Annotated in this window: 13 protein-coding genes and 1 pseudogene; 3 read left to right on the top strand and 11 right to left on the bottom strand. The window is 56.8% G+C overall.

The features are described from left to right. Nucleotides 1-117: 117 nt before the first annotated feature. On the bottom strand, nt 118-855 hold the full coding sequence (locus FHW68_RS14410) for an ABC transporter substrate-binding protein (RefSeq protein ID WP_183680949.1): 738 nt from the start codon (nt 853-855) through the stop codon (nt 118-120). Between the two features lie 255 nt (nt 856-1,110). On the opposite strand from FHW68_RS14410, the gene FHW68_RS14405 reads away from it, so the two are divergent. Further along, nucleotides 1,111-1,563 carry a GNAT family N-acetyltransferase gene (locus FHW68_RS14405; protein WP_183680947.1) on the top strand — a complete coding sequence of 151 codons (453 nt, stop codon included), beginning with the start codon at nt 1,111-1,113 and terminating at the stop codon, nt 1,561-1,563. 109 nt (nt 1,564-1,672) lie between these two features. Here FHW68_RS14405 and FHW68_RS14400 read toward each other — a convergent pair whose 3' ends face one another. The 3 genes from FHW68_RS14400 to FHW68_RS14390 are packed head-to-tail and all read right to left on the bottom strand — an operon-like array spanning nt 1,673 to nt 4,669. Further along, complete coding sequence (locus tag FHW68_RS14400; protein WP_007894945.1) at nt 1,673-1,969, bottom strand: helix-turn-helix domain-containing protein; 297 nt, start codon at nt 1,967-1,969, stop codon at nt 1,673-1,675. Nucleotides 1,970-2,008: 39 nt separating this feature from the next. Further along, complete coding sequence (locus tag FHW68_RS14395) at nt 2,009-2,500, bottom strand: M48 family metallopeptidase (protein ID WP_095633710.1); 492 nt, start codon at nt 2,498-2,500, stop codon at nt 2,009-2,011. Between the two features lie 45 nt (nt 2,501-2,545). Continuing rightward, nucleotides 2,546-4,669: a bifunctional diguanylate cyclase/phosphodiesterase gene (locus tag FHW68_RS14390; RefSeq protein ID WP_183680945.1), complete on the bottom strand. Its 2,124-nt coding sequence runs from the start codon at nt 4,667-4,669 to the stop codon at nt 2,546-2,548. 316 nt (nt 4,670-4,985) lie between these two features. Between FHW68_RS14390 and FHW68_RS14385 the strand changes: the two genes are divergently transcribed. Further along, entirely contained in the window at nt 4,986-5,654 is a 669-nt protein-coding gene (locus tag FHW68_RS14385) for a polysaccharide lyase family 7 protein (RefSeq protein ID WP_183680943.1), read from the top strand. Nucleotides 5,655-6,251: 597 nt separating this feature from the next. Then, complete coding sequence (locus FHW68_RS14380; RefSeq protein WP_183680940.1) at nt 6,252-6,857, top strand: hypothetical protein; 606 nt, start codon at nt 6,252-6,254, stop codon at nt 6,855-6,857. A 160-nt stretch (nt 6,858-7,017) separates the two neighbouring features. On the opposite strand, the pseudogene FHW68_RS14375 reads toward FHW68_RS14380, so the two are convergent. From FHW68_RS14375 to tkt, 7 genes and pseudogenes are all read right to left on the bottom strand, one after another. Next, nucleotides 7,018-8,084 (bottom strand): annotated as a pseudogene (locus FHW68_RS14375) (IS3 family transposase); the annotation flags it as partial. Nucleotides 8,085-8,628: 544 nt separating this feature from the next. Continuing rightward, nucleotides 8,629-9,693 carry a class II fructose-bisphosphate aldolase gene (fba, locus tag FHW68_RS14370; protein WP_052965043.1) on the bottom strand — a complete coding sequence of 355 codons (1,065 nt, stop codon included), beginning with the start codon at nt 9,691-9,693 and terminating at the stop codon, nt 8,629-8,631. A gap of 297 nt (nt 9,694-9,990) precedes the next feature. Then, nucleotides 9,991-10,323: an MliC family protein gene (locus FHW68_RS14365; RefSeq protein ID WP_183680938.1), complete on the bottom strand. Its 333-nt coding sequence runs from the start codon at nt 10,321-10,323 to the stop codon at nt 9,991-9,993. Between the two features lie 56 nt (nt 10,324-10,379). Continuing rightward, nucleotides 10,380-10,601 carry a hypothetical protein gene (locus FHW68_RS14360; RefSeq protein WP_095633715.1) on the bottom strand — a complete coding sequence of 74 codons (222 nt, stop codon included), beginning with the start codon at nt 10,599-10,601 and terminating at the stop codon, nt 10,380-10,382. 34 nt (nt 10,602-10,635) lie between these two features. Further along, entirely contained in the window at nt 10,636-11,799 is a 1,164-nt protein-coding gene (locus tag FHW68_RS14355; RefSeq protein ID WP_095633716.1) for a phosphoglycerate kinase, read from the bottom strand. Between the two features lie 25 nt (nt 11,800-11,824). After that, a complete protein-coding gene (gene epd / locus FHW68_RS14350) occupies nt 11,825-12,886 on the bottom strand; it encodes an erythrose-4-phosphate dehydrogenase (RefSeq protein WP_183680936.1) in 1,062 nt (353 codons plus the stop codon). 152 nt (nt 12,887-13,038) lie between these two features. Continuing rightward, nucleotides 13,039-15,036, bottom strand: a complete 1,998-nt coding sequence (gene tkt / locus FHW68_RS14345; RefSeq protein ID WP_095633718.1) for a transketolase — start codon at nt 15,034-15,036, stop codon at nt 13,039-13,041. Between the last annotated feature and the right edge of the window lie 82 nt (nt 15,037-15,118).

Raw genomic sequence — 15,118 nt, 5'->3', positions numbered from 1 at the left:
GGCAAGCCTCGCTCCTACGGATTAGGTGTCTTGCACAATTCCCGTGGCCGACACTGATTCTGTAGGAGCGAGGCTTGCCCGCGAAAACGTCAGCTCAGACACCGCAGACCGTTCAGATCACATCCCGTGCTGCCTGAGCAACTTCTCATAACTCCCATCAGCCTTCATCGCCGCAATCTCACGGTCAAAACCGGCAACGATCTGCTCATGCTGCGGGTTCTTCAGACTGACCAGAATATGCAGGCTGTTCTCGCTCAACGGCTTGGGCAAGAACTCCACGGCGTTGCGTACTTTGGGTGACTCCCGAGCAAGGTAATACCGGGCGACGAACTCGTCTTCCAGGGTCAGCTTGACCCGGTCGGCCGCGACCATGCGCACCGCCATGGCGAAGTTATGCACCGGTACCTTCTGCAACGACACAATGTCATCGAACTCCCGGGAATAGGCATAACCGCGCACTACCGCGATCGGGAACGTGTGCAGTTGATGCAGATTATTGAATTCGATCGGCGTGTCTTTGCGCTTGAGAAAGCGCACGCGATTGAGCAAGTACTCGCCGGAAAACTGCCCCAGCTTCGTGCGCTCTTCGGTGTACCAGGCGTTGACCAGCACGTCGTAACGCCCCTCGCCCACTCCAAACAAGGCACGCGCCCAGGGCACCTGTTCGAAATTACTGGCATAACCGGCCCGGGCCAGTGCGGTGCTGACGATGTCCGTAGCCAATCCGCCATTGACCAGCGTGGCGTCGGTAAAGGGTGGCCAGGCATCGGCTACCAGACGCAGCTTTTGCGCTGCCGCAGCCTGTGCCAGCAACAGCAATCCGATCAAAGCAAACGCTTGATGCAATCGCGGCATGCCAGAAATCCTTAACGGGCGGGTTGCCCGACGTGTTTTCAGCCAAAACTCCAAGGCCCCTCTACCGGCGAAACCGGGTCCTGACAGTAGCGTATCGGCGACATTGCGCAGTGCTGCATCGCAGATTACACAAAGAAGGCAATCTGGCGAGAAATGAATGATGGCATTTTGGTCCTTGTCACAGATTTCTTTGCCATAAAGACATCCCGCCTCAGGGCGCTTAGTATCGGAGCACGTTGTTCAAGGAATCTGAAGATGACAATCCATTGGGTCTGCAAACACCACAGCGATCTGGGTAAAGAGCAGCTTTATGCCATTTTGCAGCTGCGCGCCGAGGTGTTCATCGTCGAGCAGAAATGCCTTTACCAGGACATCGACGGCCAGGACCTGGAAGGTGACACTTGCCATTTGATGGGCTGGGACGGGGATCGTCTGGTGGCTTACCTGCGCTTGCTCGACCCGGAACTACAGGGTGGCGACGTGGTGATTGGCCGTGTGATCATCGCTCCCGCCGCACGCGGCACCGGGCTTGGTCATGAGTTGCTGAGCCAGGCATTGAAACAGGCCGCCAAACGCTGGCCCGACGTGCCGATCTACCTCTCGGCCCAGGCGCATTTGCAGGGGTATTACGGGCGGTACGGGTTTGTGGTGGTGGGTGAGGAATACCTGGAGGATGACATTCCGCATATCGGGATGCGTCGTTCCTGAGGGCCCTTCGCGGGCAAGCCTCGCGCCTACAGGTTATGTGTCGGCCACCGCCGCCCCTGTAGGAGCGAGGCTTGCCCGCGATGGCCGTCAGCACCGACGCCGCAAATACTCAGGGGTACTCCAACACCGCTTTGATCTGCCGCAGATTGCGCTCGATCCACCCCCGATCAATCGCCCCCCACTCGCGAATCCGGTAGCGCCCCGCATGGTTGCGCGCGCCTTCTTCCTGTTCGAACTCACAAACGATATCCAGATCTGCCAATGCCGCAATGGTGTCCTGGGCCGTGCGCCGAGGCATGCCGGTGACTTCGGTCAACGCCGGGACGCTGCTGGCCAGCCCGCTGTCGATCAGGTACGCCACGTACAACCGGCGGTAGAAGCTGCTTTTGGTCTTGCTCACGTCCATCCATGCGCTCCTTATAGAAGATCTTTTGATCTTGATCCTTCAGTGCATCTCCCGCCACGTCAGGTACACCCGTAAATCGAACTCCACCTGGTGATAACCCGGCAACATGTGTTCGCACAGCTTGTAGAACGCCTTGTTGTGATCCGACTCTTTGAAGTGCGCCAATTCATGCACCACGATCATTTTCAGAAACTCGGAGGGCGCGTCCTTGAACAACGATGCCACGCGAATTTCTTTCTTGGCCTTGAGCTTGCCGCCTTGCACCCGCGAGATCGTGGTATGCAGGCCGAGCGCGCGGTGGGTCAGGTCCAGGCGGTTGTCGAATAACACCTTGTCGATCGCCGGGGCGTTGCGCAAGTATTCCTGCTTGAGGTCCAGGGCATAGGTGTACAGCGCCTTGTCGCTCTGCACCTCATGCTTTTGTGGATAGCGCTGGCTCAGGTAATCGCCCAGCCGACCTTCAGCGATCAGCTGGCGCACCTGGTCCTGCAATGCGGCGGGATAGGCCTGGAGGTATTTCAACGCGGTCATTGGGGCGGCAACACGAGTCTCGAAAAGGTCGCCAGTGTAACGAATTCAACTCGTCAGCGCGCTCCAGTCGAACGGCTCGACAAAGTGACAGGTATCCTCGGCCATCAACGGCCGCGCGACCAGAAACCCCTGCACGTACTGGCAACCGTTGGCTTGCAGCCATTCATATTGCGCCACGGTCTCCACCCCTTCAGCGATGACTAACAGGCCGAACTGTTTGCATAAATCGATGACTCCGCGTACCAGCGCCGCATCCCGCTCGGAGCCCGGCAACCGGGCGATCAAATGCCGGTCGAGTTTGAGCGTGTCCAGTTCAAGGTCACGCAAGTGCGCCAGCGAACAAGCCCCGGAACCGAAATCATCCAGCGCCACTCGCACGCCCAGATTGCGCAGCAAACGCAGCTGTTTGCGTGTTTCGTCGGGGTTAAGCATCAAGGCCTCTTCCGTGACCTCGACCTCCAGCTGCCGCGGTTTCAAACCATGGCGCTCCAGCACCTGGCGCAGCTCGGTAACCAGATTGGGCAAACCGAATTGCGTGCTGCTCAAACTGACGCCCAGCACCAGATCCTCGGCAAACAAGGTATCCCAGGCTTTTCGCTGTTTGGCACTGCGGTGATAAATCCAGCTGCCAAGCCGACTGATCAACCGCGCCTCTTCCAGCAACGGCAAAAACAGCCCCGGAGGTACGTCGCCGACACTCGGATGCTGCCAACGCAACAACGCCTCGAACCCGCGAATCTGCCCGTCGGCAATGGCCACCTGAGGCTGATACACCAGATTGAAATCGCGGTTCTCGATGGCCGTGCGCACGCTCTCTTCAAGCATCAGCCGTGAACGCGCCCGGCCATTCATTTCGTGATCGTAGAAGCGATATTGCTGACGCCCCGCGCGTTTGGCTTCATACATGGCGATGTCGGATGCACGCATCAACCCATCGAGATTAGCCCCACAATCGGGGTAAGTGGCGATGCCGATACTGGCGCCCAAGGCGATGTCCATGCCTTCGATTTGCTGACAGATCGATACCCGCTCGATAAGTTTCTCGGCAATCTTTGCTGCTTGCTCAGGGAGTTCAAGATCCAGCAGCGCGGTGAACTCATCGCCGCCCATCCGCGCCAGAATATCGAAGGGCCGCAAACACGCCTTCAGCTGCTCGGACACCCATCGCAGCACCCGGTCGCCCGCATCGTGGCCGAGGGAATCATTGACCCGCTTGAAGCCGTCCAGGTCCAGGTACAACAGCACCCACGTGCTGTCGGAACGTTCGCCACGCAGCAGCAAGTTTTCAGAGGTCTGATAGAAACCCCGGCGATTGAGCAGGCCGGTCAGCGGATCAGTCACCGCCTGAAACTCCAGCTGTTGATGCAGATGGCGCACCACTGACATGTCCAGCACCGTCACCACCATGGCACGTTGTTCGGTGGGCAACGGCGCGCAGGACAACGCCACCGGCACCTGCTGACCAGGCGCGGTACGCAGCAATGCGTCGTGCAGACGCAGGGTTTCACCGCGTTTATAGCCGGCAAACAATTCCGAATCGGCCCAGATCGGGATGTGCGGTTTTTGCAGGAAATCCAGAAACTCCTTGCCTTGCAGCTCATGCACCGTGGCGTTGAGCAAGCGCGACATCGCCGGATTGGCAAAGCGAATCAGCCCGTCCTCGCCCACCACCAGAATGCCTTCGGCGGCGTTATCCAGCACCGAGGCGTTGAAAGCACGAGCGACTTCCAGGTCATGGCTCAACTGCTGCAAAGCGCGGCGATTACGCTGATGCTCGAGCAGGGCCTGGACTTTGGGTTTGAGAATTTGCGGATCGAATGGTTTGAACAGGTAATCCACCGCGCCACTGGCGTAGCCCTTGATCACGGCGTCCTGGGATTGCTCGTTGGCAGTCAGAAAAATGATCGGCGTGAGGCGGGTTCGCTGGCTGCCACGCATCAAGCGCGCCACTTCGAAACCGTCCATACCCGGCATCTGCACATCCAGCAGCACCAGGTCGACATCGTATTCGAGTAGCAGGCTGAGCGCTTCAAACCCGGAAGCGGCAGTGATGACCTGCCAGTCCTGGCGCTGTAACAACGCGCGCATGCTGATCAGGTTTTCGGGGTAATCATCAACAATTAAAAGGATTGAGTTGCCTTCAGCTGGCATAGGTAGTGCGCATTCCATGCTGCATCTCTTGTTCGGGACCTCAGGCCGGTCTCTTGTGAAAACCGGACAAATAATGCGACTTCACTCTAGACCCGGATCCGCAAAAGCAGAAGCTACCGGTGCGCCATCACTTCAGTAAAGTTTCAGATAGCCGACTAACGGTCAGTCCTGCAGGCCCCGGAATCCGGGAAAGATGGCATTTCGACAGGATGTTGACGTCAACCATCTGCCAGACGGGCATTAACAAACACCTGTTCTACGCTTATAAAGACAGCCCGAAGGCGCGGGCTAGAGCTTCTGGCACGCGCGTACAGCTTAACGTGGAAGCTTGAATATGATCGATCTCGCAACCTGGAACCTCAGCGTTCCTGTCGGCAGCCCGCCGTACACCGTCGAAACAACCAAACTGGTGGACGGCTTCAAGGATCAATACTTCCATTCCGATACCGGCACCTTGTTTTTCTGGACCCCGGTGACCGGCACCCGCACAGAAAACGCGATTTACCCCCGTACCGAACTCCGCGAAACCTACAGCAATGGCACGCTGAAAAACTGGTACTACCCCGATGCGGATAACTTTTTGCGGGCGACCCTTACAGTCAACCAGGTACCCAGCACGGGCAAGATCGTCATTGGCCAGATCCACGCCTTCAAAAGCCAAAAGCCGATGGTAAAACTCGAGTATCAATATAAAGACTACAGCGCGACTGGAAACATCGTCGCCAAAGTCCGCATGCACCCCGACGACGACACCGCCCGGGTCATTACCATTGCCACTGGCATAAAGCTCGATCAGGAATTCTCCTACCTCATCCACCTCAGCCCCGGCGGCGCATTGGGCATCAGTGCCGCGGGCTATCAGTGGGACACCGACATCAGCGCGATGTGGCGTGACAAACCGCTGTACTTCAAGGCCGGCGCCTATGTACAGGACAACACTGGCTATACCACTGAAGGCGGGGAAGTGAACTTCAGCAGGCTGGATATTGATCACGATACCTGAGGCAACTCGATCCCCTGTAGCAGCTGCCGAGCCCGCGAGACTGCGTTCGGCCGCGAAGCGGTCGCCGTCCGGCACATACGTTTTACCTGAAAAAACGTCGAGCCTGATCTTGCGACTGCTGCGCAGCCGAACGCAGCCTCACAGGCTCGGCAGCTGCTACGGACATAACGATCCGGGCATCTGCAAAAGTCGTAGGGCTGCTCCGACTGTGGCGAGGGAGCTTGCTCCCGCTGGGCGGCGAAGCAGTCCCAAGCCCTGCCACCCAATTCCCCAGACACACCGCACCGCCCGGTTCACGACGGCCGCGCCGCCAAACGAGGTAAGCCCCTAGCCACAAAAAGTGGCATCCCCACCGCCCTCTGTAGGACCCGCGGAAGGCTGCGATCTTTTGATCTTGAGCTACGCAACCCGTCCTACACCTATCGAATACATAATAACAAATATAGCAAAAAGTCATGAAAAACTATCATTTTTCACAGTACCTAAGCTTGCAAAGCCCTCCTAAACTAACGACTAATTTCACACGCCACATGAAATTGATATATCAACTAAAAAATTAGCCAACAGCTAAGTAATGTTATCTTTTGGAGGTAAATCATGCCCACCACCGCAGAAGCATCCTACCCATCACTTTGTTTCTCAGCGAAACTTTCAATCCCCAATCAGGTCGGGAATGTTCCAATTCCTGGCTACGTAGGTTTTGAGACGGCAATAGACAAAGCTTACGTACATGCACACAATAGCCTTTACGATAAGGGAGCAAAAATTCCGGACTACGAGTTAAAGACAGTCGATAACTTATGTATAAACAGTTATCCGAACAGCACTGCTGTATTACTTTATTTTTATTATGCAGAAGATACCACGTACACACTAAAAAGTGCAGACAAAAAATTCAACTACTGCAAGCCTTTATACGTCAAAGACGACGCAGGAAAGGTTGTTGCCTCCCCAAATAATGTCAGCTTCTTCCAATTAAAAGTAAACGATAAAATTGTTCTATTGAACGACATAAAAGAAAATACATTCGAACTTACATTAATATTAAAAAATAGCGAATTGATAGTTGGAGAAAAGACAACATGGGAGGCTAACAAAAATTTCTACTGTGCGCCAATTTTGGCAAAACGAGGCGCCACAGGTACAAAATTTCAGTGCACAATAATCGAAAGAGGTGCCTTTTCACCCACTCTTCACGAGTAGAAATAAACAACCAACACAGAGGCTAAAATTGGGGGCATCCATTAGCCTTGACTCAAGTGCAGTGGTCTAATTTCCCCGGACACCTCTATAGGTAGAAAATGCATCTATCGAGGAGTTTTTATGACCGGCTGTCTAGTCCTGAAATAGGTTTACACCTGTTTCACCCGAACGCCCGATGCACCGCATCGGTCGTTTTGTATTTCAAAGACAGGTGCGGACGCTCGCGGTTGTAGATCGATACCGACTCACTCACCATCTTCTTCGCCTGCGTTAAATCCTGTGGTCGCTGGAGCAAAAGCTCTGTCTTTAATATCCCGTTGACCCGCTCTGCCAAGGCGTTTTGGTAGCAGTCATAGCCGTCCGTCATTGAACATCGAATGCCGTGTTTCGCATGCAGCTCCTGATACATTCCCGAGCAATACTGGCTGCCTCTGTCCGAGTGATGCACCAACGGCTGCTCCGTTCGACGGTGCTTTACTGCCCGGCGCAGTGCGTGTGCTACCGACTCGGTGTGCAGGCTTTCATGGACGTGATAGCCCACGATCTTTCGCGAAAAGGCATCCGTCACCAGGCTCAGATAGGCCACACCCTCCTGCGTTGGCAAATAGGTGATGTCAGCCACCCAGACTTGTTCCGGGCCGCTTGGAACAACTTGATCAGGATCTGGCTTGAGCAGGTTCGGGTGGCGTCGGAAGCGATGATGGCTGTCAGTCGTCTTGTGATAAGCCCGCTTGCGAGCTACCAATAAACGTCTTTCCCGCGGGATCGAAAACAGCCGATCTCGACCCACTTGCAGCTCAAGTTGAGGCTGGCAATGCAGCAAATAATGCAGCTTTCGGGTGCCCAAACGCGGCTGCCGCTGACGTTTTTGCTGAACGAAATCGGCAACTTTCTGATTCAGAACCAGACGAGCAGCGTAGGCGCGATTGCGTTTGTAGTAAGCCTGTCGGCTTATCCCCATGAACTGGCAAGCCCTGCTGATGCTCAGGTTTTTGATTCGTTTTTTCGCGAGGACTTGCCGGGACGCTTTTTTACGACAGAAAGACCATAGTCATTCTTCAAGACATCCACGACCGCCTCGAAAAACTGCGCTTTCTTATTGGACAGAGCTAACTGCTCTTCAAGCTCTTTGATGCGTTGCTCTGGCGTTAATGGTCGGTTTTTATCAGGCATAGACCCCATCCTCGGCGAGCCAATGTATGTGCCTGGGCTCCAATCTTGCCGACCCATTACACCCTCCTGAGAATAGATCAGAAGGTGTAAACCTTATTCAGGACGGGACAGGGCACATGAATGAATCCATCACCTTTTTCTGGACCCCTTTTCTGAAAACCGAACGGTAATGGAGAAAAAATGAATTCCACTATTGATCTTGACGAACTGTTTGCATCCGACATTATTCAGCTAATTGAAAACAACCATGTATCACCAATCGACTTTGGAAACTACGAACCATACAATTTCATAATAAATCGAGAAAACTTTGATTCCTATTATGGTCGCCTCGACGATAAATCAAGCTGAATGCTTGAGGAATCAATAAAAGAAAACATTAAGTTCGAATGCAACCCAGAATCTGTTAATACTTCTCCCCCACCAGCTTATATCAAGAAGCCAGATGGAGATGACACACCTGAATGGATCTGGGACCATTATAAAAATGGCGGCCGTACAAGTTAAACGCTATCGACAATCGAAAAATCTACTTAAATTTTTAACGACAAAAAACCCGCCTTTCGGCGGGTTTTTATGCAACTAAACCGCTTTTGACTTAGTTAACCTTAGCGTTCAACTCACCCTTCAGATAACGCTGGTACATCGCTTCCAACGAGATCGGCTTGATCTTCGAAGCGTTGCCCGCTGTACCAAATTGGTTATAACGGTCAATACACACATCACGCATAGCAGTCACGGTTGCGCCGAAGAACTTGCGCGGGTCGAACTCGCTTGGGTTGGTAGCCATCAGGCGACGCATGGCGCCAGTGGAGGCCAGGCGCAGGTCGGTGTCGATGTTGACCTTGCGCACGCCGTGCTTGATGCCTTCGACGATTTCTTCAACCGGTACGCCGTAGGTTTCTTTGATGTCGCCGCCGTACTGGTTAATGATCGCCAGCCACTCTTGCGGAACCGAAGACGAGCCGTGCATCACCAGGTGGGTGTTCGGGATGCGTTTGTGGATTTCCTTGATGCGGTCGATGGCCAGCACGTCGCCAGTAGGTGGCTTGGTGAACTTGTAGGCGCCGTGGCTGGTGCCGATGGCGATGGCCAGGGCATCGACCTGGGTGCGCTTGACGAAGTCAGCGGCTTCTTCCGGGTCGGTCAGCATCTGGCTGTGATCCAGAACGCCTTCGGCGCCGATGCCGTCTTCTTCACCAGCCATGCCGGTTTCCAGCGAACCCAGGCAGCCCAGCTCGCCTTCTACCGATACGCCGCAGGCGTGAGCCATGGCTACGGTTTGTTGGGTAACACGGACGTTGTAGTCGTAGTCGGTCGGGGTCTTGCCGTCTTCGCCCAGGGAACCGTCCATCATGACCGAGCTGAAGCCCAGCTGGATGGAGCGCTGGCAGACGTCAGGGCTGGTGCCGTGGTCCTGGTGCATGCACACCGGGATGTGCGGGAATTCTTCGATCGCCGCCAGGATCAGGTGACGCAGGAACGGGGCGCCTGCGTATTTGCGAGCACCGGCCGAAGCCTGGACGATCACCGGGGAGTCAGTCTTGTCAGCGGCTTCCATGATGGCGCGCATCTGCTCAAGGTTGTTGACGTTGAAGGCTGGAACGCCGTAGCCGAACTCGGCTGCGTGGTCCAGCATCTGGCGCATGCTGATAAGTGCCATTGTGTGTGTCTCTCCCGGTTGAGGGTCGTTAATCGTGCCAGCCTGCCGTAGCGGCGGCGGCTATTCAAGTTATTGCAGATCGGAACTGGCCCGGGCTGCGAATTCGGTACAACAAAAAACCTGTGTCGCTGAAACCTTGTGGCGAGGGGGCTTGCCCCCGTTCGGCTGCGCAGCAGTCGCAAATCGGACGACGCGGTCTAATTGAAGCATCGCGCCCGCTGGCTTCGGGAGCGCTTCGCACTCCAACGGAGGCAAGCCCCCTCGCCACAAAAGCCCGCTGCCATCTGTGGATCTCTGTTACTCGGCTTTACAACCGCGGCCGATCAAATCATTGGTGGCGACCCAGTACACCAGGCCTTCCTCACCTTTTACGTGAAACGCCAGCATGTCGTTGCTGTACAGAGAACCTTCGGCGCCCGGTTCAAGCTTCAAGCGGTAGACCTGATCGGCACCGCCCAGACGAACATCGACTTCCTTGCGGTTAATGTCAGTGTAGCGCCAGAGTACTTTGGCCTGACTGTCGCAGGTCCAGGTGTTCCAGCTTTGCGTGGGCTCGGCAGCGTTGAACAGGTTCAGATTGGCGCAACCTCCCAGCAATGCCAGGGCCGTAGCGGCGATAAAGCGTTTCATCCATGTTCCTCGACTGACGGCACACGCCGCCAGCCTTGAATAAAGAGTCAGACCCCTCAAGGGCAACCATGTTCCTTGGCCGGGACCTGTGTCTCGTATTTGTCCAGGCCATCGGGCCCGGAACGCTTGTTGATCACCGGGTTGGTTTCCGCTTGCCAGTCGGCCTGGTAGCAACCTTTTTCCTGTGTTTGCGGCGCGGGTTCCGGCGTGGCTTTGGGGTTACTCCCGCAAGCCGCCAGCATACCCGCGGCGATCAACAGCATTAAGGACCTGACCATGTGAACACTCCTTTGCCTGGCCAAATGCGCGGCCTCAGGCCTTGGCCCGGCTTTCCAGGACTTCGACGGCCGGCAACACTTTGCCTTCGACGAATTCGAGAAACGCGCCGCCGCCGGTAGAAATGTAGGAGATTTGTTCGGCAACGCCATATTTATCGATGGCCGCCAAAGTGTCGCCGCCGCCAGCGATGGAGAACGCCGAGCTTTCGGCGATGGCCTGGGCCAGCACTTTGGTGCCGTTACCGAACTGGTCGAATTCGAACACGCCCACCGGGCCGTTCCACAGGATGGTCTTGGACGACTTCAGCAGCTCGGCGAAATTCGCCGCGGTCTGTGGGCCGATGTCCAGGATCATGTCATCGGCGGCCACGTCAGCGATCAGTTTGACGGTCGCGGTCGCGGTTTCAGCGAATTCCTTGGCAACCACCACGTCGACCGGCAGCGGAACGCTGACCTTGGCGGCGATTTCCCGGGCGGTGTCCAGCAGGTCCGGCTCGTACAGGGACTTGCCGACCGGATGACCGGCAGCGGCCAGGAACGTGTTGGCAATGCCACCGCCGACGATCAGCTGATCGCAGATCTGACTCAGGCTGTTGAGCACGTCGAGTTTGGTCGACACTTTGGAGCCGGCAACGATAGCGGCCATCGGCTGCGCTGGGGCGCCCAGGGCTTTACCCAGCGCGTCCAGTTCGGCGGCCAGCAGCGGACCAGCGGCGGCGACTTTGGCGAACTTGGCCACGCCATGGGTCGAACCCTCGGCACGGTGAGCGGTGCCGAAGGCGTCCATCACGAACACGTCACACAGGGCCGCGTATTGCTTGGCCAGTTCGTCAGCGTTCTTTTTCTCGCCCTTGTTGAAGCGCACGTTTTCGAACAACACGATGTCGCCGGCTTTCACGTCGACGCCGCCCAGGTAATCGGACACCAGCGGCACTTCGCGGCCCAACGCCTTGCTCAGGTAATCTGCCACCGGCGCAAGGCTGTTCTCGGCCGAGAACTCGCCTTCGGTCGGACGGCCAAGGTGCGAGCAGACCATCACGGCAGCACCTTTTTCCAGGGCCAGCTTGATGGTCGGCAGCGAAGCCAGGATTCGCGCATCGCTGGTGACAACACCGTCCTTGACTGGGACGTTGAGGTCTTCGCGGATCAGTACGCGCTTACCTTGCAGATCGAGGTCGGTCATCTTCAACACGGTCATGGGTCGCATTTCCTGGATAGCTGTTTTAGAGAGCAGTTTTTGATTGTGGTGCAGCTGTTTGCAAATAGTGTTCTGCAACGTCCAGCATTCGATTGGCAAAACCCCATTCGTTGTCGAACCAGGCCAGGATGTTCACCAACCGTGGGCCGGAAACGCGGGTCTGACTGGCATCGACGATGGCCGAATGTGGGTCATGATTGAAATCACAACTGGCGTGAGGCAACTCGGTGTAGGCCAATAAGCCCTTGAGCGGGCCATGGGTGGCGGCCTCACGCAGAATCCGGTTGACCTCGGTGGCGTCGGTATCGCTTACGGTCTGCATCGTAATGTCGAGGCAGGACACGTTAACCGTCGGCACCCGCACAGCTTTGGCCTGAATTCGTCCGGCAAGTTCCGGCAGCAGGCGTTCAATGCCTCGCGCCAGACCAGTGGACACCGGAATCACTGACTGGAACGCCGAACGTGTACGGCGCAGGTCTTCGTGGTGATAAGCGTCGATCACTGGCTGATCGTTCATCGCCGAGTGGATGGTGGTGATCGACACGTATTCCAGACCAATCGCCTGGTCCAGCAAGCGCAATAAAGGCACGCCGCAATTGGTGGTGCAGGAGGCGTTGGACACCAGCAGTTCGTCGCCGGTCAGGCAATCCTGGTTCACGCCATAGACGATGGTGGCGTCGACATCCGCCTCGCTGGCCATCGGCTGGGAAAACAGCACCCGCGGCGCACCGGCGTCGAGGAACCGCTGGCCATCGGCACGCGTGTGATAAGCGCCGGAACACTCCAGCACCAGATCGACGCCCAGTGACGCCCAATCGATGCCTTCGGGGGTGGCACTGCGCAGGACCTTCACGCAGTCGCCTTTAATATGCAGACAATCGCCCTCGACCCTCACCTCACCGGGAAACCGCCCGTGTGTGGAGTCGAAGCGTGTCAGGTATTCAATGCTGGCCATGTCGGCCAGATCATTGATTGCGACAATTTCAAACCCTGCCGTCGAGCCTCGCTCAAACAACGCACGCAAGACGCAACGACCAATCCGGCCGTAGCCGTTGAGTGCAACTTTGTAAGGACGCGGTTGAGGCATGGGGTTCTCGATTACCGTGGTGAATCCGTCAGTGTTGCGTTGAATGTTCTATTGCCATCGCGGGCAAGCCCGCTCCCACATGGACGGTGTAAATCCCTGTGGGAGCGGGCTTGCCCGCGATAGCGTCAGAACAGGCAATACATCACCTGGACTTAGTCTTCCAGCAGCTCTTCAGCCTGACCCAGGATGTTTTCCAGGGTGAAGCCGAACTCTTCGAACAACGCAGGCGCAGGCGCCGACTCGCCGTAGGTGGTCATGCCGATCACACGGCCTTCCAGGCCCACGTACTTGTACCAGTAGTCCGCGTGAGCGGCCTCGATGGCGATACGCGCGCTGACCTGCAATGGCAGAACAGCTTGCTTGTAGCTGGCGTCCTGGGCTTCGAAGACGCTGGTGCACGGCATCGAAACAACACGCACCTTGCGGCCTTGCTCGGTCAGTTTGTCGAAGGCTTGAACGGCCAGGCCGACTTCCGAACCGGTGGCGATCAGGATCAGCTCAGGCTCGCCTGCGCAGTCTTTCAGCACGTAGCCACCGCGATTGATGCACTCGATCTGCACGGCATCACGGGTTTGGTGCTGCAGGTTCTGACGGGAGAAGATCAGTGCCGACGGACCCTCGTCACGCTCCAGTGCGCATTTCCAGGCCACTGCCGATTCAACGGCATCGGCTGGACGCCAAGTATCGAGGTTCGGCGTGCAACGCAGGCTGGCCAGTTGCTCGATCGGCTGGTGAGTCGGGCCGTCTTCGCCCAGACCGATGGAGTCGTGGGTGAACACATAGATGATGCGTTTCTTCATCAGCGCCGACATGCGCACCGCGTTGCGGGCGTATTCCATGAACATCAGGAAGGTCGCGCCGTACGGCACCAGGCCGCCGTGCAGGGCCACGCCGTTCATGATCGCGCTCATGCCGAACTCGCGAACGCCGTAGTACATGTAGTTACCGCTGGCGTCTTCGGCGGTGACGCCTTTGCAACCTTTCCACAAGGTCAGGTTGGAACCGGCCAGGTCAGCCGAACCGCCCAGCAGTTCCGGCAACAGCGGGCCGAACGCGTTCAAGGCGTTCTGGCTGGCTTTACGGCTGGCGATGGTTTCGCCCTTGGCCGCGACTTCAGCAATGTAAGCAGCTGCTTTTTCCGCGAAGTCTTCCGGCAGGTCACCGCTCAGACGACGAATAAGTTCGTTGGCCAGCTCCGGGAAGGCCGCGGAGTAAGCAGCGAAACGCTGATCCCACTCAGCTTCGGCAGCGCGACCGGATTCCCTGGCGTCCCACTCGGCATAAATATTGGCCGGGATTTCGAACGGGCCGTGGTTCCACTTCAGTGCTTCACGGGTCAGAGCGATTTCCGCATCACCCAACGGGGCACCGTGGCAGTCTTCCTTGCCCTGCTTGTTCGGCGAACCGAAACCGATGGTGGTCTTGCAGCAGATCAGCGTCGGCTGCTCGCTTTTGCGCGCCGTATCGATGGCGATCTTGATTTCTTCCGGATCATGACCGTCGACGTTGCGGATCACCTGCCAGTTATAGGACTCGAAACGCTTCGGCGTGTCGTCGGTGAACCAGCCTTCGACTTCGCCGTCGATGGAAATGCCGTTGTCATCGTAGAAGGCGATCAGCTTACCCAGGCCCAAGGTGCCAGCCAGGGAACTGACTTCGTGGGAAATGCCTTCCATCATGCAGCCATCACCCAGGAATACGTAGGTGTGGTGATCGACGACGTTATGGCCGGGACGGTTGAACTGCGCCGCCAGGACTTTTTCTGCCAGGGCGAAACCTACGGCGTTGGCCAGGCCTTGCCCCAGTGGACCGGTGGTGGTTTCGACGCCCGGGGTGTAGCCGTATTCCGGGTGACCCGGAGTGCGGCTGTGCAGCTGGCGGAAGTTTTTCAGGTCATCGATCGACAGGTCATAGCCGGTGAGGTGCAGCAGCGAGTAGATCAACATCGAACCGTGACCGTTGGACAGCACGAAGCGGTCACGGTCGGCGAACGATGGATTGCTCGGGTTGTGCTTGAGGTAGTCACGCCAAAGTACTTCGGCGATATCCGCCATACCCATAGGGGCACCGGGATGGCCGCTGTTGGCTTTTTGCACGGCATCCATGCTGAGGGCACGAATGGCGTTGGCACGCTCACGACGGCTGGGCATCGCTGTTCTCCTGCGGATATTGAGTTAATAAAACGAAACGGAAAAAAGGCGAGCATTTTCCCTCACCGACCGCCTTCGGGGC

It is taken from the genome of Pseudomonas sp. Tn43 (assembly GCF_014192635.1).
Classification (GTDB): Bacteria; Pseudomonadota; Gammaproteobacteria; order Pseudomonadales; family Pseudomonadaceae; genus Aquipseudomonas.
The sequence above is the reverse complement of the archived record's forward strand: the minus strand, read 5'-3'. Positions and strand labels throughout refer to the sequence as shown.

Coding starts and splice junctions, on each gene's coding strand:
- epd (WP_183680936.1), bottom strand. CDS start 12,886: ATGCCTCAACCGCGTCCTTACAAAGTTGCACTCAACGGCTACGGCCGG.
- FHW68_RS14410 (WP_183680949.1), bottom strand. CDS start 855: ATGCCGCGATTGCATCAAGCGTTTGCTTTGATCGGATTGCTGTTGCTG.
- fba (WP_052965043.1), bottom strand. CDS start 9,693: ATGGCACTTATCAGCATGCGCCAGATGCTGGACCACGCAGCCGAGTTC.
- tkt (WP_095633718.1), bottom strand. CDS start 15,036: ATGCCCAGCCGTCGTGAGCGTGCCAACGCCATTCGTGCCCTCAGCATG.
- FHW68_RS14385 (WP_183680943.1), top strand. CDS start 4,986: ATGATCGATCTCGCAACCTGGAACCTCAGCGTTCCTGTCGGCAGCCCG.
- FHW68_RS14380 (WP_183680940.1), top strand. CDS start 6,252: ATGCCCACCACCGCAGAAGCATCCTACCCATCACTTTGTTTCTCAGCG.
- FHW68_RS14365 (WP_183680938.1), bottom strand. CDS start 10,323: ATGAAACGCTTTATCGCCGCTACGGCCCTGGCATTGCTGGGAGGTTGC.
- FHW68_RS14405 (WP_183680947.1), top strand. CDS start 1,111: ATGACAATCCATTGGGTCTGCAAACACCACAGCGATCTGGGTAAAGAG.
- FHW68_RS14400 (WP_007894945.1), bottom strand. CDS start 1,969: ATGGACGTGAGCAAGACCAAAAGCAGCTTCTACCGCCGGTTGTACGTG.
- FHW68_RS14395 (WP_095633710.1), bottom strand. CDS start 2,500: ATGACCGCGTTGAAATACCTCCAGGCCTATCCCGCCGCATTGCAGGAC.
- FHW68_RS14360 (WP_095633715.1), bottom strand. CDS start 10,601: ATGGTCAGGTCCTTAATGCTGTTGATCGCCGCGGGTATGCTGGCGGCT.
- FHW68_RS14390 (WP_183680945.1), bottom strand. CDS start 4,669: ATGGAATGCGCACTACCTATGCCAGCTGAAGGCAACTCAATCCTTTTA.
- FHW68_RS14355 (WP_095633716.1), bottom strand. CDS start 11,799: ATGACCGTGTTGAAGATGACCGACCTCGATCTGCAAGGTAAGCGCGTA.